This window comes from Candidatus Paceibacterota bacterium, assembly GCA_035452965.1.
Classification (GTDB): Bacteria; Verrucomicrobiota; Verrucomicrobiia; order Limisphaerales; family UBA8199; genus UBA8199.
Map to the genome: position 1 here is coordinate 75,828 of DAOTCE010000015.1, position 25,298 is coordinate 101,125.

The 25,298-nt window shown below is 61.3% G+C and carries 17 protein-coding genes; 7 read left to right on the forward strand and 10 right to left on the reverse strand.

What is annotated here, in order from left to right:
- Nucleotides 1-15: 15 nt before the first annotated feature.
- The 3 genes from P5205_12895 to P5205_12905 all read right to left on the reverse strand — a co-directional run bounded on the left by P5205_12895 (nucleotide 16) and on the right by P5205_12905 (nucleotide 9,119).
- Nucleotides 16-2,253 (reverse strand): acyl-CoA dehydrogenase family protein, encoded by a 2,238-nt coding sequence (locus P5205_12895; protein HSA11258.1) that lies wholly within the window; start codon nucleotides 2,251-2,253, stop codon nucleotides 16-18.
- A 480-nt stretch (nucleotides 2,254-2,733) separates the two neighbouring features.
- Complete coding sequence (locus P5205_12900) at nucleotides 2,734-3,393, reverse strand: response regulator transcription factor (protein ID HSA11259.1); 660 nt, start codon at nucleotides 3,391-3,393, stop codon at nucleotides 2,734-2,736.
- A 32-nt stretch (nucleotides 3,394-3,425) separates the two neighbouring features.
- On the reverse strand, nucleotides 3,426-9,119 hold the full coding sequence (locus P5205_12905; protein ID HSA11260.1) for a PAS domain S-box protein: 5,694 nt from the start codon (nucleotides 9,117-9,119) through the stop codon (nucleotides 3,426-3,428).
- 130 nt (nucleotides 9,120-9,249) lie between these two features.
- Between P5205_12905 and hisH the strand changes: the two genes are divergently transcribed.
- Nucleotides 9,250-9,870, forward strand: a complete 621-nt coding sequence (hisH, locus tag P5205_12910; protein ID HSA11261.1) for an imidazole glycerol phosphate synthase subunit HisH — start codon at nucleotides 9,250-9,252, stop codon at nucleotides 9,868-9,870.
- A 148-nt stretch (nucleotides 9,871-10,018) separates the two neighbouring features.
- Nucleotides 10,019-10,648 carry a superoxide dismutase gene (locus P5205_12915; protein ID HSA11262.1) on the forward strand — a complete coding sequence of 210 codons (630 nt, stop codon included), beginning with the start codon at nucleotides 10,019-10,021 and terminating at the stop codon, nucleotides 10,646-10,648.
- Between the two features lie 149 nt (nucleotides 10,649-10,797).
- On the opposite strand, the gene P5205_12920 is transcribed toward P5205_12915, so the two are convergent.
- Complete coding sequence (locus tag P5205_12920; protein ID HSA11263.1) at nucleotides 10,798-11,616, reverse strand: TlpA disulfide reductase family protein; 819 nt, start codon at nucleotides 11,614-11,616, stop codon at nucleotides 10,798-10,800.
- Nucleotides 11,617-11,948: 332 nt separating this feature from the next.
- On the opposite strand from P5205_12920, the gene xrtU reads away from it, so the two are divergent.
- Nucleotides 11,949-13,610, forward strand: a complete 1,662-nt coding sequence (xrtU, locus tag P5205_12925; protein ID HSA11264.1) for an exosortase U — start codon at nucleotides 11,949-11,951, stop codon at nucleotides 13,608-13,610.
- Between the two features lie 62 nt (nucleotides 13,611-13,672).
- Entirely contained in the window at nucleotides 13,673-15,034 is a 1,362-nt protein-coding gene (locus tag P5205_12930; GenBank protein HSA11265.1) for a tetratricopeptide repeat protein, read from the forward strand.
- Between the two features lie 41 nt (nucleotides 15,035-15,075).
- Here the strand turns inward: P5205_12930 and P5205_12935 are convergent, their stop codons facing one another.
- On the reverse strand, nucleotides 15,076-16,686 hold the full coding sequence (locus P5205_12935) for an MraY family glycosyltransferase (protein ID HSA11266.1): 1,611 nt from the start codon (nucleotides 16,684-16,686) through the stop codon (nucleotides 15,076-15,078).
- 261 nt (nucleotides 16,687-16,947) lie between these two features.
- Between P5205_12935 and P5205_12940 the strand changes: the two genes are divergently transcribed.
- Entirely contained in the window at nucleotides 16,948-18,435 is a 1,488-nt protein-coding gene (locus P5205_12940) for a hypothetical protein (protein HSA11267.1), read from the forward strand.
- Between the two features lie 109 nt (nucleotides 18,436-18,544).
- On the opposite strand, the gene P5205_12945 is transcribed toward P5205_12940, so the two are convergent.
- Together P5205_12945 and P5205_12950 are read right to left on the reverse strand one after the other, a co-directional pair.
- Nucleotides 18,545-20,212 carry a pseudouridine synthase gene (locus P5205_12945; protein ID HSA11268.1) on the reverse strand — a complete coding sequence of 556 codons (1,668 nt, stop codon included), beginning with the start codon at nucleotides 20,210-20,212 and terminating at the stop codon, nucleotides 18,545-18,547.
- A gap of 22 nt (nucleotides 20,213-20,234) precedes the next feature.
- On the reverse strand, nucleotides 20,235-20,906 hold the full coding sequence (locus tag P5205_12950) for a CAAX prenyl protease-related protein (GenBank protein HSA11269.1): 672 nt from the start codon (nucleotides 20,904-20,906) through the stop codon (nucleotides 20,235-20,237).
- Between the two features lie 99 nt (nucleotides 20,907-21,005).
- Between P5205_12950 and P5205_12955 the strand changes: the two genes are divergently transcribed.
- Nucleotides 21,006-21,332, forward strand: coding sequence for a hypothetical protein (locus P5205_12955; protein ID HSA11270.1), 327 nt, complete (start codon nucleotides 21,006-21,008; stop codon nucleotides 21,330-21,332).
- A gap of 8 nt (nucleotides 21,333-21,340) precedes the next feature.
- Here the strand turns inward: P5205_12955 and P5205_12960 are convergent, their stop codons facing one another.
- Genes P5205_12960 through rph form a run of 3 tightly spaced genes read right to left on the reverse strand, consistent with a single transcriptional unit; the run spans nucleotide 21,341 to nucleotide 24,468 of the window.
- Nucleotides 21,341-22,540, reverse strand: a complete 1,200-nt coding sequence (locus P5205_12960; protein ID HSA11271.1) for an ABC transporter permease — start codon at nucleotides 22,538-22,540, stop codon at nucleotides 21,341-21,343.
- A gap of 6 nt (nucleotides 22,541-22,546) precedes the next feature.
- Nucleotides 22,547-23,701, reverse strand: coding sequence for an FtsX-like permease family protein (locus tag P5205_12965; GenBank protein HSA11272.1), 1,155 nt, complete (start codon nucleotides 23,699-23,701; stop codon nucleotides 22,547-22,549).
- Complete coding sequence (gene rph, locus P5205_12970) at nucleotides 23,698-24,468, reverse strand: ribonuclease PH (protein HSA11273.1); 771 nt, start codon at nucleotides 24,466-24,468, stop codon at nucleotides 23,698-23,700. Before rph ends, P5205_12965 begins: the two co-directional genes overlap by 4 nt.
- Before the next feature lie 526 nt (nucleotides 24,469-24,994).
- Between rph and P5205_12975 the strand changes: the two genes are divergently transcribed.
- Nucleotides 24,995-25,291, forward strand: coding sequence for a hypothetical protein (locus tag P5205_12975; protein HSA11274.1), 297 nt, complete (start codon nucleotides 24,995-24,997; stop codon nucleotides 25,289-25,291).
- The last annotated feature ends 7 nt before the right edge of the window (nucleotides 25,292-25,298 follow it).

A 25,298-nucleotide genomic window follows, 5' to 3' on the forward strand; every position in this document is an offset into this window, starting at 1 on the left:
CAGGAGTATCCGAGGTCACGCGGGATAGTCCAGCGCCTCCGGGATCATGACCTTGGTCAGCGCGTCGGCCGCGCGGTCTTTGGCCAGGCGCGCGCCAGTAAGGCAACCGTCGAGCTTGGCGCGGAGGCGGACGAAGGCTTCGAGGCCGGTGAGCTTGACGCATGGGCCGGCCTTGGGCGGGTGGGATTCATTCGCCTCGGTCACGTCGGCGAAGGCGCGGGCGGAACCGTCAATCCCGGGGATGAGGCCTTCGAGTGATTCGAGTTCTTCCGCGGAGTAACACGCCCCGCAACTGGCCTCGTCCCAGCCGGGGTGCCGGTTGTAGCCGTACACCAGTTCAGCGCAGATGCGGCCGGCTTCGCCTGCGGCGCGGGCGCTCTGCACGTGACAGAGGTCGGAAAGGAAGTTCACGAAGCCCGGCAGGCCATCTGCCAGCGCGGGATTGGCCGCGCCCTTCTCCTCAAGCTCTCGGAGGTCGAGAATAAACTGCCGCGCGGCCAGCAGCCAGCACAGCGCGTCGGCCAGCGGGAAGGTGACACTCTGGCGGCTCTTGTGGTAGAGCTTGGCGCCGTCGGCGTCGGCGGCGGCCTGCAGGTGGTTGAGCGTCCACAGCCAAAGCTTCATGGCGGTGGCGAGTGTGCAGGCGCCGGTGCCGGGGCGGAGAGAGGCGATTTGGGCCATCTCGGCGACCCAATCCTGGAACTGGGCGAGGAACAGCTCATTGGTCATGGTGAGCGACAGCTGGAGGCGCTGGACGGCCTCCGGGCCCTCGTAGGTGGCTTCGAGCTGGGCGTCCATCCACTTCTGACCCAGGAAGCCCGGGCAATCCTCAGTGACGCCGTAGCCGCCCATGAGGCTGACGGCTTCGCGCATCATGTTGGCGCCGTGGCCGGTGTTCCAGAGCTTGCAGGCGGGGCATAGCACATTGGCTTGCGAATCGAGCAGCGCAAATTGCACGAGCGGCTCGCCTTTCAATGCCTCAAGCCGTTTCTCGTCGCGCGCGCCCGCGGGTTTCGCAGCCAGCTGCAACATCTCCAGGGCATCCTGCTGAAACTTCCCCAGAGCTTTAAAAGCAGCGCGCCCTGTGAGCTGTTTCGCCGCGAGCATCTCGTCCTTGTGCCGCTCCAGTGGATCAAGCGCATCAAACAGCCTGGCCGCGGCAAAGCCAAGCGACGCGCTCGCCTCGCCCGTGGCCCAAACATCCACCAAACGGTGCAGCACGTCTTCCTTTTGCTGCAGGCCCAGTTCATAGCGCGGCGTGCCCGGCGCACCCTGTCCGCCCCGGAATCGGCGGCGGGCATACATCACCACTGGCTCAATGGCCGAAAGCAGCTTTGCGGAGGTCATCAGCCCGACCGTGACGCGCGTGCGGCGGAAGACGGCCTCGATGATTTCGCCGTGGGAATAACGCGGAATGATCACGCCGTCCTTGACGGTGTAGCCACCGATGATCCGGTTGGCGGGCACGCGGACGTTCAGCACCGGATCGCGCGTGGAGGAGAGTTGGTGCACCAGCTTTTTGGTAGGCGTCCCACGATCCCAGGAGCCGGGGTCGGTGTCTTCGAGGATGATCATGCAGGAGCCCTTGAGACGCTTGTCATCCGAGTCAACGGCAGCGGTAACCACGTTGGCGAAACCCATGTTGGTGATAAAGCGGCCACGCTTCTCGACCTGGAGAAGCGGCTCCTGGCCGTCTTTCCATTCCGCGATGCGCACTTTGCCCGCCAGCATGCCGGTTTCCACCCCCACGAACGGAATCGGCTCGGTCAGTGCGAAGGCGGCGCGGATTTGCTGCCGGTTCTCGCCGGGTTTGGGGGGCGCGGCGGAGGCCAGGTAGCGCGCACGTTGCTCCGGTGTGCCGCGCTCATGGATCGGCGCCAGGCCGAGGTTGCCCGCCAGGCTCGACGTGGCCGCGCCGGCATCAACCCAGGAAAGCTCGAACGCAATCAGGGCCAGTGCCAGGTTCTTCGGCCCTTCGATGAACCCGCCGTATTGGGGGTCAAGAAAGGCGGCGGTGATGCCGCTCTCGTCAAACGCCGCCAGCAGGCTGGCTTTCTCAGGTGTCCATTCATGGGAGTTGCGCGCGCCTTGGGCGACCAGCCGGGCCACGGGGCCGCGCGCCACCGTCCGGCTCGACTGGACGAGCATGGCAAGGTCATAGCGGTCGGCAAAGCGCCACATAACCTGGCGCAGGTCGTCTCCGGGCAAGGTTTGGAGTGTCGGGATCGCTTTGGTGTCGGCGGCAGCAGGCATAAATGGTCGTTGTGATTGAACAGACTTAAGTATTCAGCATCACGCGCTCTTGCCGGGCTTACTCAGTGCGCGGTGCGCGAGGCGGGTTATCTTTTAGGCAATCCGAAGCCGGGACGCAAGTCAAAGCCCGATGTGTATTGTCGCCTATCCCCTCTCTTGGCCGGGTCGTCCGTGCCAAATCGCGACGGCTGGCGGCCCACGTTTAGTGCCCCATTGTCCCCACCCCGACGGAAGAAACTTCCGCCATCTCCCAGCGAGCCAGCCAGCCGTACGCGAAACAAGCCCCCGTCTTCTCCGTGCTCCTAATACCCATAGACCCACAACCAGCCTTAGCACGAACAAGACACCTGGCGACCATTCGCCAATGGTGAGTGGGTAAATAACAAATCCGGAGCGGCCTGTCTGTCAGGGCAGGGCCGCGACTTTTTGTAGGGTTTAACCCTACAGGCCTGATCGGCGACCGGACGGCTTGAAAACAGATCACCTCCTGTGGACCCATTCTATCGCTCGCTGCAGCAGCTCGTTGCCATCCTTGAGATTTAGTTTTTCCTTGATGCGCGCGCGGTAGGTTTCGACGGTCTTCGGCGCGATGTGCAGACAGGCGGCGATCTCATTTGTACTTATCCCATGCCCGATGTGCTCGAACACCTTGAATTCGCGGTCTGTCAGGACTTCGGCGGGGGTGGCAGGGCCGGGACTGGGATGTTTGCCCAGCCCGAGGATAATACGGGAAGACACCTTGTCAGTGAGGTAAATCTCACCAGCCAGGACGCGCCGGATGGCAACGAGTATATTGCGCGTGGCCTCCTGCTTGGTGATATAACCCAAAGCACCGGCGCGGATAACCCGCTCGGCGTATAACGATTCGTCTTGCATGGAGACGACCAACATCCGCACGTTGGGCCAGCGGCTCTTGATATCCTTGATTAACTCCAAGCCATCGGAGTTCTTGAGGGTAAGATCAATGATTGCCAGGTCGGGCTTCCGGGCGCTGATCGCGGCGATCGCATCGTTCCGATCTTCGGCTTCGCCGGAAACAGCCAGATCAGCCTCGTGATTAATGAGCTCGGTCAGGCGCTCCCGCACGATGGGGTGATCATCCACGAGCAAGATCTGTGTGCGTTTTTTGGCGCGAGGCATGGGGGGTGGTTTGCTGCGCATAAGGCGATTGTCTAGCTGCGGTGGCGGGGCACGCAACAAGAAACTAACGTCCCCCCCCGCCGGCCACGGCTGAGCCGAAGAGTGCCGCCGATGCTGCGGGCGCGGTAGGCCATCATGTGCAATCCCATGCCCATGGCCTTGGCCCGCGCGGCGGAAGCAAGGCCCGATCCGTTATCCTCGATGGCCAACTCTATCCTATCGGCACAGGTGCGGAGGCGAATGAATATGCTGCGAGCATGGCTGTGCTTAATGGCGTTGGCGACGGCCTCCTGCGCAATCCGGTAGAGGTGCGTGGCCATAACGGTATCACCCACGGCACCGTCGCCTTGGCAGGAAAAACGGCACCGCACTTTGAAGCGGCGACAGGTAGCTTTGGCCAGCTCTCTCAAAGCCGGCGGCAAGCCCTCGGATTCCAACCTCACCGGGAACAAGCCGCGGGACAGTTGTCGGGACTCAGTAATTGCCTGGTCCAGGTAATTGATGATGCGCCGCGCCGTTTTGGCCTGGGGGTGGCGATAGCGGGACAGTTCACGATGCAGCAAGGTCGCGTCAAACGCCACGCCCACCAACTGCTGGCATAGGCCGTCGTGAATGTCCTGCCCGATGTGCGCCTGTTGGCGGTCGCTGATATCGAGAACCTGCCGTTCCAGCCGGGAACGCTCGTTCTCAGCTTGAATGCGCGCGATGGCGCCGGCGGCCTGTGCCGCTATAGCTTCGATGACAATCCGGGTCTGGAGTGGGATATTGTCGTTCACGTTTGAGGATACCGCGAGCGCGCCGAGAGCCGTCTTCTCGTGGCAAAGTGGAACGAGGGCTATGGCTTGCAGCCCCTCGCGGGTGCGGGCAGTGTCGTGGTCAATGGGCAAGTCACGATAAAGGGTGAAGATTGGCTTGCCGCGGCGTATCAGCCGCATCTGTGGGCTGTCGGACGCCCAATGCGAAACGGCCTTGACGAAGTCCGGCGATCTGCCGCGATGGACTGCTACGTCCATCCCGCCCGTGGCAGAATTGAGCAGGTAAACGGCGCCGGAATCCAGTCCGCCAATTTGTATGGCAAGCTCGATCAGCTTTTCTAGAGCCACGGTTAGATCGGTGGTCAGGCTGAAGCTGACACCGAGATCGCGTTGCGCCCGGAGTAAAATCTCTGTCCGTTTGCGTTCTGTAATGTCTCGCGCGATGCCCACTGTGCCGATGATCTTGTCATGTTGGTTGAAGATTGGAGCCTTGATGCTCTCAAACCACTGAACCTGGCCTTCGGCGCCAATGAACGACATCTCGGACCTTAGGGTCTTGCGCGTGCGCCTTACTTTTGCGTCTTCACGCGCCGCGCGGTCGGCCTCCTGCGGGGCAAACTCACCGATCGTTTTGCCTGTCACCGTTTCGATCCGCTGCCCATAGAATCGGGCGAAGGCCTCATTACATGCCAGATAAAGGCCCTTTGAGTCCTTCAGCCAGGCTGGGTCCGGAATGTTGTCGAGAATGGCCTCCTGCCGGCTTTCGGCCAACCGCAGCGCCTCCTCGGTCCGCCTGCGCTCAGTGATGTCCTGGACCATAACCAGGAGGTGGGGTTGGCCGCCGCTCACAAAACGCGTCAGGTGGCAATCCAGCCAGGCGCACTTGCCGTAGTGAGTGAGACCGTGGACCTCGCGTGACTGGGGTTGTGGGTGGTTTAGTGCGGCCTCGGCCAGGGATAATAGCCCTGTCTTCTTCCAACCTTCCATGCCTCGGAAATTGTCCTGAAGCAATTCGCGGACGGTGCCTCCCACGGCTTTGGCCAGAGCCTCATTGACAAAAATGCACTCGCCGGAGGCCTTGTAAGCCCCGATCCCCATGGTAGCCGCGGCGAGCATCCTCTCATTCAGGTCCAGAGCATCAATCAGTTGCTGTTCTGCGTTCTTCCTGTCGGTAACGTCGCGACAGACCCCCATGACTGAACCGACTATCTGGTCGTCGCCAAACAACGGCACCAAGTGTATGGCAATCCATCGTTTCCCAGCCGGATAGCTATCGAGGACTTCCCGGTGAGCGGGCTGACCCGTTGTAAACACGCCTTCCACAGCCTGAGCGTGGCCAAGCCCCACCTTGGAGGGGTGCAGTTCGCGCAACGGCTGTCCGATCAGATTCGCCGGTTGGCAATTCCACAAACCCGCCGCGGCAGCGTTGGCATACCTCACCCTATGGTCCCGGTCCAAAATGAAGATGACGTCCGGGGATGATTCGGCCAGGGCCCGGTAGCGCTCTTCGCTGGCCTGCAGCGCCTCCCGGGCAAGCTTGCGGTCCGTAATGTCCTCCAGCACCCCGTCAATCCAGTCTACTGCCCCGTCGGCACCTCGGTGGACAGTGGCACTTACCGAGGCATGCATATGCGTGCCGTCCTTTTTCTTGAGCCGAACCTCATAATCCGCAACCGCGCCCTCGCGCATCAGACGCGCCACGAGCTTTAGTCGCTCTCCAGGGTCCTGATAGGTGTCGGCCACGTTGAGTTTCTGGAACTCCTCCACCGAGTCATAACCCTGCATTTTGGCCAGCGCCGGATTGACTTGAAGAAACTTGCCCCGGGAACCTGGGGTGTTGCGGTACACTCCCACGTTGAGGTTGTTGACCAGCGAGCGGTAACGTTCCTCGCTTTCGGCCAGCGCCTTGTTGGCAGCCTGCAGTTCTGCTGTCCGCTCATTTACGCGTTGTTCGAGTTGGTCGTGCGCCTGCCGGAGCGCCGCGTTGGCCGTCTGCAATTCGGCGGTGCGTTCCTGGATGCGGCGTTCCAGCGTGTCATTCGCGTCGCGCAGCAGCGCCGTGGCGCGAAGGCGTTCCAAAGCGCCGCCGCAATAATCGGTCAGCGCCTGGAGTGTCTGCAGGTCATCCGGGGTGTAGGCATTGTGCGCGTAGCTCTGGATCGAGAGCACACCGACGGTTCGCCCCTCGCGGCGCAGGGGAACGTACATCAGGGAAGCGGACAGGCGCTCCATGTCGCCGAAGGCCACGAACTCGTTTCCTTGCATGTCGGCGGCAGTGCGCAGAATCAACTCCGGACCGTTTTGCATGATCCGGCGCATGATGGGCGGTGGCGGGCTGTCGGGGTAGGGCGGGGGTACCTCGCGTCGCTCGCCGTCCACCAGATCAACGAGCAGCACGGAGTCGAGGCAGTCACGCTCTGGGGAGTACACTTGGAGCACGGCGGCGTCCCACTTCCAGAGTTGGTCGGCGGCGGCAAGGACAGCCCTGGCTGCCGCCCGAGGGTCTTCCGTCTCGTTGAGCCTGGCCCCCAGCGAGAGCAGCGCCTCTTTGGCCCGATCGGCGCGCTTGCGTTCGGTGATGTCCCGGACAAAGCCGAATACCCGCGGATCGTCGACAGCCAAGGAGGAAGCGCTGATCTCCACCTGTATTTCGCGGCCGTCTTTGCGGCGGAGACGAGTCTCAAAGCTGTCGCCGCGCATACTGACGATTCGTGCCAGGTGCCGCGCCGTTTCCTCCGGGCTTTCCTTGGCTTCGAGGTCGAAAATGCGCAGCTGGAGCAATTCCTCGCGACTGTAGCCGGTCATGCGAGAATATGCTTCGTTGACGTCGGAGATCACCCCGAGGCGATCAGGAGAGACCTCGACGGCATGAAAGCCGTCCATTGTCGTGTCCAGTATGGTGCGGTTCAGCTCCTCGCTCTTTTGGCGCGCCTTCTCGGCGCGGATGCGCTCCAGCGCGCCGCCGCAGTAGTCAGCCAGGGCCTGAAGCGTGAGCAGGTCGTCCGGCGTATAGGCATTGGCCGCGTAGCTCTGGATGGAGAGCATTCCGACAGGCTGATCGTCACGGTGCAGGGGGACGCACATGACCGAAGCGGAAACACGTGAGAGGTCTCCGAATCGGAATACATCCACAGGTGGCGGGTCGCCTGCCTGGTGGAGCATCAACTCCCCCCCCTGGCTCATGATGCGGCGCATTCTGGCAGTGGGGGCGCCGGCCGGGAGCGAGGGAACGACTTCGCAACGCTTTCCCTCCACGACGTCGCAGAACAGCACGGGCTCCGCCCGGTCCGAATCCGGGGAATAGAGGCTGAGCGTGGCGCTATCCCATTGCCAGAGCTGGTCGGCCGCGGCATAAACAGCACGGGCCACCTCGACGGAGCTTCGCGCAGCGCTTAGCTTGCCGCCCAACGACAGCAGCGCTTCCTTCATCAACTCCGTGCGCTTGCGCTCAGTGATATCGAAAGCAATGACCGCCACGCGGCTGACATTTCCGGCCCCGTCGAAAACAGGGCTGGTGAGGTTGAAGTAGTGATGGCCTGCACGCTCATCCTCGAATTGGATCGGTCTGCGGGTGTGAAGGTTCTCCTCAAACACCGCTTTCCGCTCGGCATTGACGTTGCCCGGCAGCAGGCGGAACATGTCCTTGCCCGGGAGCTCATCCTCGGGAACGCCCAAGCGGCTGCCCATGGTGCGGTTGGCGACGATGATCTTGCCTGTTTGGTCCAGCAAACAGGCGGGGGTCGGCAGAGCAGCCATGAACGCCCACAGGTTGTCTTCACTTTGCCGCAGGGCGGCTTCCGCCCTCTGCCGGTCGGTCACATCCTGCTCGACGGCGATGTAGCTCACTCGGCCCTGCATTTCCACCCGGCTGATGTGCGCCTCGCAAGTGATGATCTTGCCGTCTTTGCGCCGGTTGTTAAATGTTCTCCGCCATGTTCCGGTGGTCTGCAAAGCCACCAACACCTTCCGCATGTTCGCAGTTGCCTCAGGCGCGGGGAACGTGCTGAGCATGCTGACTGGTCGTCCAACCATTTCGTTGCGCTGGTAACCCCAGATTCGTTCAGCCGCCGGGTTCATCTGCTGTATTACGCCCATTTCGTCAGTGACCAGCACTCCCTCAGCCATGTTCTCCAGGATGGTTGCCTGCGTTTGAAGCGTTTCCCGGGTCTTCTTCCGCTCGGTGATGTCGTCGGCGATTCCGGCGACGCGATAGACCTCCCCTTGCTGGTTGCGCACCGGGAAGCCGCGGTCCCGGATCCAGCGCACACTTCCATCCGGTCGCAGAATGCGGTACTCGACGTCGTAGGTGCCGCTCGCCTGTTCGGTTTGAGCGCGGCGGAGTACTTCAGCGCGGTCTGCGGGGTGCACCGCCGCCAGCCAGGCCCTGGGCTCGCGATAGAGATCTGCGCACTTTCTGCCCCAGATCCGCTCGTAGCCCGGGCTGATGTAGATCATCCGGTCCTTGGGTATGTCTGTCAGCCAGAAGACCTCCGCAATGTTGTTGATGACCTGTTCGAAACGCTCGATTATCTCCGTAAGCCGGGCCGATGTGGCCCGATGCTTCTCCGCCTCCGTCTTCCACTGCGCCGTCCGTTCCTCCACCACCCTTTCCAGGTGCCTCGTGAGCTGCGTTACCTCCGCCACCAGCCACGCGATCGCCAGGTAAAGCACGAGCCGGCTAAACCCATTCCAAAGCAGCATCGAGGTACCCAGGGTTGGGCGGACCACCACCCATTCCACAGCCGAGCCCAGCCCGCTAGCCACGACTGCGGCTAGTATCCCTGGCCCCCGGCCGGCTCCCCAAGCCATGAAACTAACCCCCAGCAGATAGAACAAGGCAAAGGTGGTGCCAACAGGTGTGGCATAATCGGCCAGACAAACACCCAGCATATAGCCCAACCCGATGCCGCCAACAGTGAGGGGTGACAGCCGTTGGACCCGGGCTGTCAGGCTGCCAATCAGGACCTTCATAGGCGCTCAGACTACCAACTCCGCAGCCCCCCGTTAAGCCAAAAACGAAGCCAGAAGGACCACTTCCGCCTCCGAGCGCCGCCCATCCCCGTCGCTTGCCTAAGCCATCGCCCCGCACTATTCTCCGCCGGTGATTGCTCTGATTGACTACGGCTCCGGCAACCTGCGCAGTGTCCACAAGGCTCTGCTCAAGGTGGGCGCAGCCGTCCGCATCGCCCGGCGGCCCGAGGAACTGGCTGACGCGCGCGCCGTGGTCTTGCCCGGCGTCGGCGCCTTCGACGATTGCATCCAGGCCCTCCAAAAGCAGGCACTGCTGGAGGCCTCGCGGCAGTTCATCCGGTCGGGCCGCCCCTTTCTGGGCATCTGCGTGGGCTACCAGGCCCTGTTCGAACGGAGCGAGGAGTTCAACAGTTGCGCCGCCGGGATGGGCATCTTTCAGGGCAAGGTGGTCCGCTTTGCGGGGAAGAATGGCCTCAAGGTCCCTCAGATCGGCTGGAACCAACTGGACGTCGTTAGACCCGATTGCCCCCTCTACCGTGGAATCCGCAGCGGCAGTTACGTCTACTTCGTGCATAGCTTCTTCCCAAAGCCCGCCGACAGCGGCGTCGTCGCCACCCGCACTACCTACGGCGAGACCTTCGCTTCCTCGGTCTGGCGGGACAACCTGTACGCCACGCAGTTTCACCCCGAGAAGAGCCAGAAAGTGGGCCTTCGGCTGCTCCAGAACTTCGCCGACCTGGCCGCCAAATAGGCCGCCTCCGCGCTTCGCATCCCGATTCTCGAATTAGCCGTGACGCCGCTTGACTCTGGCACAGACGTGCTATGTTGTGATGGTTACGTTACCCAAGAAGTTGAAGGGCTTAGGTTAAACACGCAACAACAACGACATCGCATATACTATGGCATACGAACTACCTGCACTTCCATATCCTAAAGACGCGCTCGAACCCTACATTGATGCGCAAACGATGGAAATTCACCACGGCAAACATCACGCCGCATATGTGGCCAATGTCAACAAGGCCCTGGCCGGAAAACCGGATCTTGAGCGCCTGTCGGTAGAGGACCTCGTTCGCAACCTTGAAGCGGTGCCCGCGGACATCCGCGGGGCGGTGCGGAATAATGGCGGCGGCCACGCCAACCATTCCATGTTCTGGAAGCTGCTGGCCCCAAAAGCTGGTGGCGCCCCCGGCGGCAAGCTCGCCGATGACATCCAGGCCGCCTTCGGCAGCTTCGACGCCTTTAAGGAGAAGTTTGAGGCGGCCGGGATGGGGCGCTTCGGCAGCGGTTGGGCTTGGCTGGTCGTCAACCACGGCAAATTGGAAGTTGTGTCCACCGCCAATCAGGATAACCCCCTCATGGGCAAGGGCATTGCCGGTTCGGAAGGCAGACCGGTCCTCGGCTGCGACGTCTGGGAACACGCTTATTACCTTAAATACCAGAACCGACGGGCAGACTACCTGAAAGCGTTCTGGAACGTCGTCAACTGGACCGAAGTGGCCAAGTACTACGAAGCGGCGAAAAGGTAAGGTAGTCTGACACCCGAATCCCTGCCGTCTTCACGCCACCGACTTGCCGTTGGCATACTGCGGTGTGAGGGCCCGCTCGCGCGCAAATTCTGATTGGGAATGCGGTCAGGAGCAGTACCGGGTTGGCACGGAAGTCCGGACCTCACGGCCTATTTCTTTGCCAGGGCCTTGGACACAGCCTGCTCCAGCTCTTCGCCTCGCAGGTCTTTGGCGATTATGATTCCCTGGCGGTCAAGCAGGTAGGTTGCCGGAATGCTCTGCACGCCATACTTGGCAGCCAGCTTATTCTGCCACCCTTTACCGTCGAAATACTGCGGCCAAGTCATCTTCTTGTCTTTGAGGAAACTGACGAGTTTCTCCCGATCCCGGTCCCGGTCCAGGCTGATGCCGACGATCTCGAAGCCATCCTTGTGGTGCGCCTCGTAGGTCTTGATAACATTCGGCAACTCCCGAACGCACGGCCCGCACCAAGTGGCCCAGAAGTCTAAGAGCACCACCTTGCCCTTGTAATTCGCGACTGAGAGCGGCTTGCCCTCCAGGTCCTTTTCGTTGAAGTCGGGGAACTTTGCCCCCTCGATGAGCGCCGCCCGCGCCTTGCCGGCCTCCGCCTCTTGCTTCGCCTGCTTGGCGGGTCCCGTATCGGGAAAGTCCTTTTGCAGCTGCTCCATCAACGCATTGGCCTTGGCGGGGTTCTTAAGAACCTGCTCATACAGCATGGCTTTCATGAACAGGATCTGCGCCACATCGTCGGTCTTCTCGCCTTTGTGCTTCGTCAGCAGCGCGTCGAACTCCTGAAGTTCCGGGGCCAGGGCGGCCTCGGTTTCCTTGCCGTCCCGTAGTTTGGTTTGGATTTTCGTCACCAGCGCCTTGAGTTCGTCGGCAGCGTCGCTACTTTCTGCGGCCATACTGCTCGGAGCAGGCAGCAGCAAGGACGCAATGGCCAGGAGGACCGAGAGCTTTATTCTCATGCGGAGGACTGTCGTTCATTACCCGCCCTACGGCAAGCGCCATTTCGGCCGCTGTTGACGGGGAAAAGCACGTGAAACTGCATATACGCGCACTGCTACCACAGTACATTAACAGAATCCCCCATTCATGAACCGAACCTCCCTCCCGGTGCGACAACGCTGTGAAGCCCGTTAGAACCCGGTGTGGTTCCCATGGGGGCCGACCCCCATGGGAACCACACCGTAGTCCCGCCGGATTGGCACCGTTGCATCGCCGTAGCTGGATTCTGCGGCATGGACAGGAAATAGCTCAGCCAATACAGAGCTGGCAAGCAAGGGCTTGTTTGGCTAGTATGCGAACAAGTAATGCCATGCGGACGGCTGACCAATCCACCGTGGATAGCGCCAATCAAGAGCGCCAGCTCCCAAGTGTTGTTGCGCCAAGGCTGGCGGGCGGTTACAGCCTCTGGTTCGCACTGGGCTATGCTCCGCTGCTGGCGCTGTTCTTTATCAACTTGTGGGGCAGACCGCATTATCGGTTCTTCCCGCTAGCATTGATGGCAGCGGCTTTTTTGGCTTGGGATAGGCTGAAAGAGGTGCCCCGTCCACTCGTTGCAGGAACTCGCCGGGTAACCGGGTTGCTGCTGGGGGCGTCGTTCATCCTCCTGGTGGTTGCCTCGGGGTATTGGTCGCCGTGGCTGGTTACCTCGGCGGCCTGGACGGGTCTCGTCGGGGTAATCTGGTGGCAGGGCGGGAGGCGGCTTCTGACGGCGATGCTGCCGGCGCTGGTGCTGCTGTTGACCATCGTCCCTCTGCCCCTCTCCGGAGATGCCCGCTTGATCCAGCAGATTCGCGTGCTGGCGGTCAAATGGAGCAGCACCATGCTGGACATGCTGGGGGTCACGCATGCTCTGAGCGGCAACGTGATCGAGTTGCCTCGGCAGCAGTTGCTGGTGGACGAGGCCTGCAGCGGCATTAACTCTGTGCTGATAACCTTGGCCTGTGCGCTGTTCTACGGTATGTGGCGGCGGCGGCCCTGGATCCATATTCTCGTTGGCCTGGCCAATGCGCTTGCGTTCGTGTTGCTGGGGAACCTGGCCCGCATCACGCTGGGAGCGTGGCTGAAATATCGTTACGGCATCAACATCCTTACCGGGGCAGCCCACGAGGCGATCGGCTTGGTTCTGTTCGCAAGCTACCTTGTGATGATCCTCAGCATGGACCAGTTGCTGTGGTACTTGTTCAGCCCAGCCAGGCCGCGATCGAAACAGCCCACCACTGGGGTGGCAGTGGGAGGCCCTCCGCCACAAGCGTTCGTGGCGGGACTTGCTCCCGCCTGGGCGCGCGTGGCGGGGTGCGCGTTTGCATTGGTGGGCGTGGTGGACCTGGCATTGATCTGGGTGCATCACCAGCACCCGGGTGCACAACTGGCCCGGTCCAAGCCGGCCCTGATGGCCGGCGCAAGGTTCGCGATGCCCGACCAGATTGGCGCCTGGAGGCGGCTGACCACGGAAGTGCCGCCACTCCAGAAGGTCGAGACGCTGGGGGTGTATTCGCAGGTCTGGCATTACCGCAAGGGGGATACGCTGGCATCGCTGGCACTCGACTATCCGTTCCAAGGGTACCACGACGTGACGCTGTGCTACACTCTTCGCGGCTGGGACTTGCTGGAGCGGCGTGCCCTTGACAGGCGGGGGACGAACGCTTGCCCCGCGCTGGCGGAGGTCCGGATGCGGAACAACGTAGGTCTGCACGCCGCCCTCTGGTACAGTGTCGTGGATGAGCGTGGCCGGTGGCTGCCCGGGCCGGGGTTCAAGCCGAGTTTCAAGGATAGTCTCCTGCGACGGATAAGACTGGGAGAGCTTAACAGCACGGTCACCTACCAAGTACAGGTGCTGTCCACGGGCTTCAATCCACTGCTCCCGCCCGAGCGGGAACAAGTGCGGCAGCTTTTTGAGGAGGCGCGTGTCCTGCTCTGGCAGCAGCTGAGTCGGCAAATGCGGCGCGACACATGACATTTGCTCGTTCTTTTGCACGCTGGCGCCGGACCCGGGATTCCAGACTGCTGGGCTGGGGCATGCCAGCCTTGCTTGGTTGCGTAACCTGGCTGGTCGTCGGGATCTGCCTGCTCGCCTGGAAACCTTGGGAGACACGAACGCGTTACGCCAACATCGCTGCCGCGGCGCTGGCTCACAAGGACTTCGAGACCGCCCGAGTCGCTACCCAGAGGCTCCTGGCGCTGGGCGTTGAGCCCCGGCAAAAGCACCTCTTTGACCTGGCTTTGGCCCTGGGCGGCCTGGGCAAGGATAAAGACGCCGTGTCGCTGCTGAGCAACATCGCCCCCATAGATAAACCAGGCTACCTGCCGGCGCACCTCTTCGTGGCGCAGACGTTGTTGGCAAAGACCAATGTGACGATGCAGGAAATTGGCGCGGCCGAGCGCCACCTCAAGCACGTCGTGCAGCTCGATCCTCAGTCAATCGCCGCGAACGATCTATTGGGGCGGGTGTATGTCCGGCGCGGACGGTGGGAACTGGCGGAGAAACACTTGAGCGAGGTTGTGTCCACAAAGCCGGATACGGCATTACTGCTGGCCGCGGTGTTCAAGGCCCAGGGGGACAACCTGGCCGCGCGCAGTTGGGCCGAACGGGCGGCGAGGTACCACCGGGAGAAGGTTGAGGCGTCGAAACTAGACTTGCCGGCAAGCCGCCTTGCGTGGGCGGATGCCTTGGCGATGGCCGAAGACTATTCGGCGGCTCTCTTGGTGCTGGAGGAGGGCTGGCGGCAGTTTCAGAACAAGGCGTATCTGTCACCGATGGGAGAAGTGTGTGCCATTTGGGTGGATGTCATGGCCAGGCGCAACCCGCAGGATTTGACCTCGCGCATAACCCTCATCCAGCGCGGTCTGGAGTGCGCCCCGCAGAACGAAACCCTGCTCCGCCATCTCATTAGCCTCACGCATTTGCAGGGACCGGAGGCCGCGACCGCACGGGACATGCTCACGAGCATGTTGGCGCAGGGCAAGGCCACGGCAATTCTCCATTTTGCTTTGGGGGTTGATGCATGGCAGCACGGCCGGCTGGCGGAAGCCCGGCAGCAGCTTGCGCTTGCGTACGATGCCGCTCCGCATCTTCCTTACGTGGCCAACAACCTGGCGATGATTCTCCTGGTCGGAGATAAACCAGACCTGCCGCAAGCGTTGGCAATTATCGAATCTGTCCTGGAAAAGTATCCTGATAATCCCAGCTTTCGCGACACACGCGGACAGATTCTTGCGCGGTCGGGACGGCCCCAGGAGGCCATCGCCGACCTGGAGTATGCCCTGCCTTCACTGTCGTCAAAGCGCGCCACGCATGCGGCCCTGGCCCAGGCTTACCGGGCTTTGGGTTTAAGAGAGATGGCGTCTAACCACGAAGTGTTGGCGAAAGGCTCACCTTGAGTGGGCAATGATTGGGGGGGGGGCTACTGGATGCAAGTTTGTCAGATTGTCTCCCGGTGAGAGGGTGGGTGCTTGCGGGCAATCCCGGGCAGGGTAACGGGAGCCGAAAGACTTGAAGCCTCACTTTGCGTGCGGTTGATTGGTGCGGCCAATTTGGTGTCGAATCTGAGGGGAGCGTGATCCGCTTCCTTGGGGTGGCCGATTCCTCTGACCCACCCTTCCGCCAACAAGTCGGTGACTATTTCAAACACTTTCCTGTCAGCAACACAGGGGCAGCATGCTCTTCCGCACTCTTGCTGCCGCTTGCTGGGGTCTGGTCTGACATCGCAATAAGGGGCTTTGAGTTCAAGAATTCCGAGGCGTCCGCCTTGCAGTTTGTGAACAACTGCAAGGGTGGAGGGGCAGTCATCCGCCTGCTGCCAGACACGCTGTCCATCGGCCAAGGTCAGCCTGACCGAGCTATAGCCAAGCCTTTGGACAGCAAAGACCAGGTCCGCCCAGAGATCTTCCACGGAGTTGCGCCGGCTTCCTTCCATGGCCAGCCAGCGCATCAAGGTCAGGGCGTATTGAATCTCCTGCCGCATCTCCAGCGAAGTGCCCACCACATGACCTACGGCAAACCAGTTGCGGCTAAAACGCAGTTTGCCAGCGAGCAGGAGCAGGATCAGGACTCCCGCACCCAGCAGCACGGGGACCAGGTTTCCGCGAGACCAGTAGGCGGTAAAACCCATCACCAGGAAAATCAGGCTGATCCCGTACAATGACAGCACCACTCTCCGCCGCGACATTCCCATGCCGAGCAGATGATGGTGCAGATGCTTGCGGTCAGGACGGAAGATCGGCAGCCCGCGCAACCCGCGCCGCATAATGGCCAGGGCGGTGTCCACAATGGGCAGGGCCAGGACGAACAATGGCGCCGCCAGCGCGGCGAAAACCGTTCCTTTATGCGAACTGAGGATGGCGAACAAACCGATCTGGAAGCCCAGAAGGTAAGCGCCGCCATCACCCAGGTAAATCCGCGCGGGGGGGAAGTTGAAGTAGAGGAAACCGACCAAAGCCCCGGCCATGCCCGCCGCCATAAGATCAAAACCTCCGCTCGCGTGAGCGACGTACGCCAGCAAGCCCATCAACATCAGGCATATTCCTCCCGCCAGGCCGTCCACACCATCAATCAGGTTGATCAGGTTGGTCATTCCCACCAGCCATGCCACCGTGATGAACACCCCCCACCCGCCCAACGGGATGACCCTCTCCGTAAACGGGATCTTCAGGTGAGTTATCCCGATCCCCAGGGCACAAACGCTCAAGGCGATCAAGATCTGGCCCGCCAGTTTTCGTCGGGCCCCTAAGGGCTTGAGATCATCCCAGAATCCAATTCCAAACATGGCCAGGGAAGTCGCCAGCACTGTTAGCCAGTCAGCGTGCCCCTTGTGTTCCGGCCAAAACACAACGACGACCGTTGTGACGCCGATTAACGCCGCCGCCAACGCCAGACCACCCACACGCGGGATGGGCTTCTGATGGGTATGATGCAGGTCATACCGCCGGCGGAACAGGTTTCTGGTGTGCGCCGCGCGCAGGATCAACGGGATTACCACGAGCACGATCGCCAATCCGAGCAAACCGCAGGTGGCTATGCCCCAATAGTTCATAGCGGTTCGGACTGGGTGGGAGCCTGGCGGCTGAGGTCAACGCCCATGCAACTGCGTTGAAGGCGTGCTGCCGGCCGCAGCTTCATGACCAACCGACACGAAGTGCTGCCCGGCATTTCCTCAAGCGCTACAGATGTAGTTTGCGGGACCGTAGAGCATAATCTTAGAGATGATCGGCGCAACGGGCAAGCCAAAGTTGGTTTTCTCATCGCCAAGCGGCGGCCCTGCATGTATGCTTGCGCATAAATTTCAGCGAAGCATATGGATCGAGCGCGCAACCAAGATCAGAATAGCGACAGGACCAAGGGGCGCTGCCCTTGGAGTGGTAGTGGTCTTCGGCTGAGTTACTGGCTGCTGGGCGGGCTGCTGCTTATCGCGGGACTGGCCCCCATCTGCCTTGCAGCCCAAACCAACACCGCCAAAGGCGCAGCCCCCAACCGATGCTTGTTGATTGTGGACACCTCCAACCCCATGCAACGGCGCAGCAAGGCTATGGTTAAGGTCGTAGAGGAACTGGTGACTTCCGGTCTCAACGGGCAACTCCGGCATGGCGATTCGCTGGGGCTTTGGACGTTCAATGAGGCTCTCCATGCTGGGAGATTCCCGCTGCAAACGTGGTCACCGGACGACCGCCGGGCCATCGCGGAGCGGATCGTAGCGTTCCTGAAGGCACAGAAATATGAGAAACAACCGAGCTTCGACAAAGTCCGCACCGCCCTGACTCACGTCGTGGAGAACTCTCCACGCCTGACAGTAATTCTGATCTCGAGCGGCGATGAGACGGTTCGCGGGACGCCGTACGACCAGCAAATCGCTCAGCGTTACCGCGAGTGGTATGATCAGCAGCGGAAGGCGCGGATGCCATTTGTCACCGTACTGCGAGCGCAGGACGGCCGGTTTGTGGACTGCGTCGTCAACACGCCGCCCTGGCCGCTCCAGATCCCCGCCGCACCGCCGGAGATGCAGACGGCCCAAGTCACTCAGGGCCAACTTCAAGAAGCGCTGCAGCGGACGGCTCGCGACAGCAACGTTCCACCGCCGCTCGTCATTAAGAAAGAGTCTCCACCCGTAAGCCCTCCGGCGAGCAGGCAAGACCCGCCAAGCATCAAGACCAACACACCTGCGGCCGCCACAGCCGCGGGCCCAACCAATCAGCTCCCGACGATTGAGCCGCCTACGCAATCAGCGCCGGCGACCCAAGCGGTAGGACAAGCCACGGCGCAGGCTGTGCCAAGCCTGGTTTCGACACAGTCGTCGTCAAAGCCCGCGCCGATTCCCGCGCCGCTCGTTGATCCCAACGTGGAGATCGTAAAGGCCCCCACGCAGAATCAAGCCAAGCCGATGCCGCCAGAGGTGGCTCCTGCGACCACATCTCCCGCTGCGGAAACAAAGCCTGCAGGGGCTGACGCGCCCCAACCCTCTGCTGTTGCCAAGACCACACCGGCTTTACCTCCTTCCGTGGCTTTGACAGAGCGGTCTGCGACCGGCGCCTCCGCCACCGTAGCCACCTCAATGCCAGCGCGGTCCGCGTCCGTCGTGGCTCCCACCGTGCGGCATTCGACTTCTCCGGCCCAAACTGCGACCGCCACGCCAGTAATAGGCTTCATCTCCCGCAACTTGCTTTGGTTCGCAACGCTGGCTGTCGTCATTGCAGTCGGAGGATTCGCGCTGCTGCGGCTGCGCAGATCGAGGGTGGCACCTCAGGGCAGTCTGATCACTCGCTCTTACGAGCGTGCCAGGAAGCCATGACCCGTCGGCAATTCTGGCACATAGTTCACAGGCGCCAACTCGCCCCCTGGACGCTGGAGTTGCTGCGAAGCGAGTAGGGTTCCGTTTGGAACCGGCGTTCGGCCTTGCACTACTCCAACCGCAGCCAGACCGTCTTAAGGTAAGCCGGTTCGGCTTTCGAGATGGGGAAGTCCGGCGGCTGCGGAAAGAAGTGGCGCTGTAGGATTGTCCGGCCTGCGGCGCCGATGGCGTGCTCCACAGTCGCCAGGAACTCTTCGGGCGGCCAATTCGCGGCGTTCGTGGAGGCAAACAGAATCCCTCCGGCTCTGACCAGTGGCAGCGCCGCTGATAGCAGTCGCCCATAATCTTTCTCTGCTCGGAAGACCCCGGACGCCTTGGACTGCGAAAACGTGGGCGGATCAAGCAGGACCAGGTCGAAGCGCCGGTTCTTCTTTGCCAGCCGCCGCAGCCAATCCAGGACATCGCCATGCAAAAACTCGTGCTGTCCGGGAACGAGCTGGTTTAGTTCAAAGTTGCGCTTGCCCCACTCCAGGTAATGATTGGAGAGGTCAATGCTGGTGGTCCGTGCCCCAGCCTTCGCTGCGCACACAGAAAAGCCGCAAGTGTAGGCGAAGGTGTTGAGGACTTCCCGCTGCCCGTCGCCGAGTGACAAGGGAGGCATAGCGAAGCCCGGAGTGATAAGGCGCGTGAGGATGCGCCGACGGTTGTCGCGTTGGTCGAGGAACAGGCCCGCGGAATAGCCTTCGTCAAAGCTAACCTCGAATTGCAGGCCGTTCTCGCGAATTGTGAATAGTGCTGGAGCCACGTCTCCCAGCACGTGTTGAGGAGAAACTTTGCCGCGAATTGCGCGGCCCACCTGGCGCGTAAGAAGTTTGTGGTAAGCACCGCGCGCCGGGAATGCCTTTGCCAGCAGCTGCAGTTGCTCACTCTGTTTCTCGGTTAGTGGCTGCTCACTTTGAGATAACAGGAAATCCCCCAGCCGCTCCACGTAAAAGCCCGGCTGACCGTCGCTTGCGCCATGAATGACGCGATACGCATTAGTCTCCCCTGGATCAATGAGCGCGTGGCGCAGCGCCAGACAGGGCAGGGGATCCGTTCTCCACAACCCGCTCCCGGCAACTACTTGCGGATGATATTGACCAGCAAGCGCAATCTGCGCGCGAAAAGTCATCTCCTCCCCAGTGGAAGAATGCCGCAGCCTCAATTCTACTGCATGCAGATAGACCCGGGGAGCCGCTGTGCCGTTGTACAAAGTATCTCCCAGTACCGGGAACCCGTTTTCCGCTGCATGCACCCGGATCTGGTGTGTCCGGCCTGTCAACGGCACAGCCTCAATCATCTGGCAAGCAGGCGCAATCGCGTCTTCGGCCTTCGGCGCGGTGGCTTTCCTAAATTGGGTTTCCGCCGGCGCGCCGGCTCCAGCCAAGGGCCGTCCTACATACCTTTCGCCAGAACGAGCCAGGGCGCTCCGGACGACGAGCTCCTTCCAGCCAACCGGCCGATCCGTCAGCAACAGGTATCTCTTGCGCACCCTGCGCGTGCTGAACTGCGCAGTTAGCGATCGGTTGGCCAAGGGTGTTTTCGAAAAGACGATAACGCCGGAGGTTTCCTTGTCTAGCCGATGGATGATGGCCAGGGTCCCCCAGCGCACTTCTCGGTTTCGCAGCCAGTCGTAGAGACCTTCTCCCGCGTAGGGACTTGGCGCGTGGGTATTGAGGCCGGCGGGTTTGTTTACCACCAGCAAGTGCTCATCTTCGAAGATCAGGCACGGCAGCACTGGCTGATTCGGGTGAATACAGTCACCAGAAGTTCCACGCCCCCTTCCAGACTACCCAAAGTCCGAGGAGGAAGTTTGTCAGCGCATGAGCGGTCATCGCATCGCCCAGCCGATTCTTGCGGATGACCAGCCACTGATACGCCAGGCCGCACAATACCCCTGCGAGCCAACGGTCCGGGTGCATCACCCCAAAGATGGCCGACGTTACCACGAACGACAGGCCGTGAAACCGGTTGAAGGGCATAGCCCGAAAATCCGTCTTCACCAACATCCGATACAAGAAGGAGCGGTAGAAGACCTCCTCGAGCGGTGGCACGACGATGGAGGAGCCCACAATGCGTACCACCACGTAGAGCCATGCTGCGGCGGAGGCTTGTCCATACTGCTGATGCGGGTTCCAACCGTCCCCCAATTCGCTCATCCGCGGGTATAGACCATCCAGCCCCACCCACACGGCGAAAACCGCCACGCCTACCACCACTGCCTCCCAACTGAACTTCCAGCGCATTTCCACCACAAAAGGCCGCATCTCCCAGATGAGCCAGACGCCGACCAGCGTCTTGACTAAGTAAAGCCAGTAGCGTGAACCCTCGCCGAACTGACCTTGCAAGGCTGTCAGCACTACGAAGATCACGAACGGAGCGACGCGCGCGTATTCCGGCGAGCCTTCGAATTTGCGGCGAAGGTAGTTCATTGGCGGGCAATCATTCCGGTATTCCCGGCCTGCGCCAAGCGAAAAGTGATTGGGATGGCGTGACGTTAGCAGCGCGTTAAGGTATTCTCGCGCAACACAATGAATCGGACCAAGCGCTTGAAAGGCACCTGCACCGAATGCGGCGGCCCCATCGAGTTCCCCGCCGAGATGATCGGCGCGACAGCCCAATGTCCGCGCTGTCGGAAGCAAACCGAGTTGCGTCTGTCCGCCCCGCCAGAAGAGCCAGTGGTGCCGCGCCGAGTGATCGTCTGGACCGCCGTAACCATTGCGATTCTGGTCCTGGCTGCGGTTGCCCTGGTGATTGGGCTCAAGCACTTTGAGGAATTGAATGCCAGCCAGACGCAGCAGGCTGCTGGCGTCGAAGCCGCCCGTTCGACGAATTCGCCGGCGCCGGCCAGGCAATAGGCGATTGACTACAACTCGCGCAGCGCGGCGGCGATAGGCAGGCGGGCGCCACGGATCGCTGGAAACAGACCACCCACCAGACCGATGACCGCCGCCCACACAATTCCTTGCACCACCAGATCGAACGTTACCGCGAAGGCAAAGGTCACCTGGCTGAAACTGTTCCAGTTCATCGTGGATGTGTGCAGGCCATTAAAAACCACATACGCCAGCAGCGCTCCTGTGGCCCCGCCGATCAATGCCAGCGCCAGCGATTCAATCATGACTGACACGACCACCGCCCCGCTGCCAAAACCCAGCGCGCGCAAGGTCGCGATTTCCCGCGTTCGCGCTGAAACCGAGCTGTACATTGTGTTAAGTGCCCCAAATACAGCCCCGATGGCCATCAGGAACGCTATCAGGTAGCCCAACGATCTGATCAGCCGTGTCACAGCGGTGGACTGCTCGGCGTAATATTCCGCCTGGCGGAGCACCTTCACATTCAGGCGGGGGTCAGTGGTCAGCGCGTCCTTGAATTCCGGGAATGCCTCAGGAGAGTCCAGCTTGACATACACCGACTGAAAGGTATCCCCGCGCTTATAGGCAGCTTGCAGCACGCTCGCATCCGTCCAGATTTCGGATTCGGCCGTGCCGCCACCAGCGGAAAAGATGCCCACAATCGGCCAATCGCGCTGCCCGACACGCAGTTGGCTGCCCAAGTCCAGCCCTGCAAACTCGCTAGCGGCGCCCACGCCGACGATGACCTCGTTCTTGCCCCACTCGAATGTTCGCCCCTCCACCATCGTCAGCTTGTCGCGCACCTTAAGCGCTGCGTGCTCGACGCCACGCATCGGGACATTCGCGTCTGTGCCGGTCGAGCGTTTGGGAAGATCAATGATGACGAATAGTTCGGCGGACGCCAGCGGGCCTTCCTGCGTCCGGGCGACGCCTGGCGCGTCAGCGATTATGCGCGTGCTTTCGCGCAGAAACCCGCTGACCATCTCGCTATCGGCTCCGCTGCGCAGCACGATGGCCGCATCGTCCGCACCGGAGGCCAGCATTGCCCGCTGAAAGCCGACGCCCATTGAAAGCACACCCGCCAACACCGCGACGACGCCGGCGATGCCGAATACCGCCGCCGCCACCGACCCGCTCCGCTGAGGAATGCTCAACAAGCCGAACTTGCTGACGGAGGCAACCTGCGAGAGCCAGTTGATAGGTCCGGCCATGATGACTCACATCCTTCTTAGCGCGTCCGCCACGCGAAGTCGCATCGCTTGCAAGGCGGGGAAGATACCCGCAACCACACCAAGGGCGATGCTTACACCCGCACCGGTCAGCAAATCAGCCGTCGGAAAGTAGAACAACGGGAGCATGCCGCCCGTCGGATCGCCCCGCGCTATCAGCAGCCAGGCCAGCCCGAGCCCGAGACCGCCGCCCAGTGCCGCCAGCACGCAGGACTCCGCCAGCACCAGCGAGAGCACCCGCATGCTGGTAAAGCCCATTGCCTTGAGTGCTCCCAATTCGCCGGTCCGCTCGCGCACCGATTGGCTCATGGTATTGGCGGAGACCAGCAAAATGGTGAAGAACACGGCGCTGAGAATGCTCGCGGTAATAAGAGTGATGTCGCCGATCTGTTTGGCCCATCCCTGCAGAAATGCACCCTCTGGCTCGGTCTTGGTCTCCGACGCCGAGTTCTCGAACTCCTGGTCCACCAGCCGGGCGACCTCCGGCGCCTGGTCCGGGTTTTTCACCTGGACGAGGTACCATCCGACTTGCCCCTTGTTCCACACGCGCGACTCATCAAAATAATCGTATCGGAAGAAGAGCGGCGTGGTGTCGGTGGTTTTGTCTTTCCCATCGAAGATGCCGACGACATCAAACTCCCACAGCCGGCTGCCATCGGCCTTGCTCCAGATCGAGGACTGGATGGGGACCTTATCGCCGATCTTCCAATTGAAACGCTCGGCGGTTTTGCGGCCGACAATGGCGCCGGTGCGGGTTTCCACCCAAGCCTGCTTCTGTTCCGGCGGGAGGATGAACTCGGGGCACATCTCCAGAAATTCCTGCGGCACCACGGGCATTTGCGGGAAGAAGTTCTTGGGGTCCTGGTAAATCCCGCCAAACCAGGACTCATGCGTTGCCAAAGCGACGCCGGGGATACGTTCCATGCGTGCCTTGTAAGACTCAGGGAGCGACTGGATGATGGAAACTTTGTGCCGCACTACCAGCCGGTTCTGCCCGGCAAGCGTCACGCCGCCGGCCAGCGCCTGCTTGATAGCCGACAGAAATCCAAACAGGATAAACGCAACCACGATGGAAAGCAGCGTCAGAAGCGTGCGGAGCTTCTTGCGCTTCAGGTTGCTCCAGATGAGGTGCCAATACTTCACGAGCCGGACTCGGGCGCCAAAGCGGCCTGCTGAAGCGCGAGCAACTCCTGCACGCCTAGCTTGCCTAGAGAAAGCATCTGCGCGAGCTGGGCCTCGCTGAAGGTGGCCTCCTCGCCGGTGCCTTGCAGCTCGATGAACTCACCCGCGGAATCCATCACGAGGTTCAGATCCACCGACGCCGCCACATCTTCCGTGTAGCAAAGGTCCAGCATGGCTTGCTGCTCGACGATGCCGACACTTACAGCCGCGACTCCGCGCCGCAACGGATCCTCCGCCAGCTTTCCCTCCGCCACCAGCTTGCGCATCGCCAGCGCCAGCGCGACAAAACTGCCCGTAATGGCCGCGGTTCGGGTACCGCCGTCGGCCTGCAAGACATCGCAGTCCACCCAAAGCGTGCGTGTGCCTACTTTCTCCAAGTCAATAGCCGTGCGCATCGCCCGCCCAATCAGCCGCTGGATTTCCTGGGAACGACCGTCAATCTTGCCCTTGGTGATGTCGCGCTGTTTGCGTTGCAGTGTGGAGTAGGGGAGCATCGAGTACTCGGCCGTGATCCAACCGCCGGTGACGCCCTGCTCCTTCATCCAGCGCGGTACGGTTTCCTCGACCGTCACACCGCATATAACGCGTGTGTTACCCCATTCGATGAGCGTCGAGCCCGCGGCATAGGGGGCGATGTTGTTCTGAAAACGCACTGGGCGCAGTTGGTTCGGCAATCGGCCTTCGTTGCGGCTCCCTGAAAGGGCACGTGTTGCTTGAGGCTGCGTCATAGGTGGGCGCGATGTTAGGGAAGGGTGCCAGCGGCGGCAACGAAGAAACGCTGGCGATGGCTTGCGGATGGCATGCTAACGCGGTCCGGCTACGGTGTGTATCCCATGGGGAGCGCTCCCCATGGGATACACACCGTAGCTCCACCGTGCCGCCACCGTATCGCCAAGCCAAGAGTGGCGGATTCAGTGGGTCTTGGAGAAGGCACAAGGCTGCATCACTGTCCAAAATATGGACAGTGCACGGCTTGGAAACTGGGGAAGCCCATCCGGTTCTTGCTGGGGAGCAATGTCTGTGATAAACCACTGTTTCAGTCCTCTGTACGATGGCTGCGGGCTCAAATAGCAGGTCGAGCATGCAGTTCTTTGACTTCACGCCTTTCAGTTCCAGGCTTGACCCTAACAGGCAGTGGGATAACCTCTTTAATGTGAGCAGGACTAAGAATTCTGTGACTCAATGCCGTGCGTGGCCTGAAGCGCGGAATTCTCACCGAAGGAGCACTTGGTTCGCGTCGAATGTGCAAGCAATATGAAAACGAGACCATTCACGACCGCATTTTGTGTGCTGGCCTTGCTGGCTAGTACGACTACCCCCAGCTTCGCTTCGAACGACTCCGACGCGACGTCGGTGGTTGTTGATGTAGCTGTCGCACGCCCGGTCACGTTGGCCATGACCATAGTTGGCTCGGCGCTCTTCGTAGTCAGCTTGCCAGTCGCTCTTACCTCCGGCAGCGTGGACAAGACGGCGCAAACACTGGTCGCAGCTCCGGCCAGAGACACTTTTAAGCGACCACTGGGTGATTTGCAGGATTTCTTGCAGTACTAATCCAGGC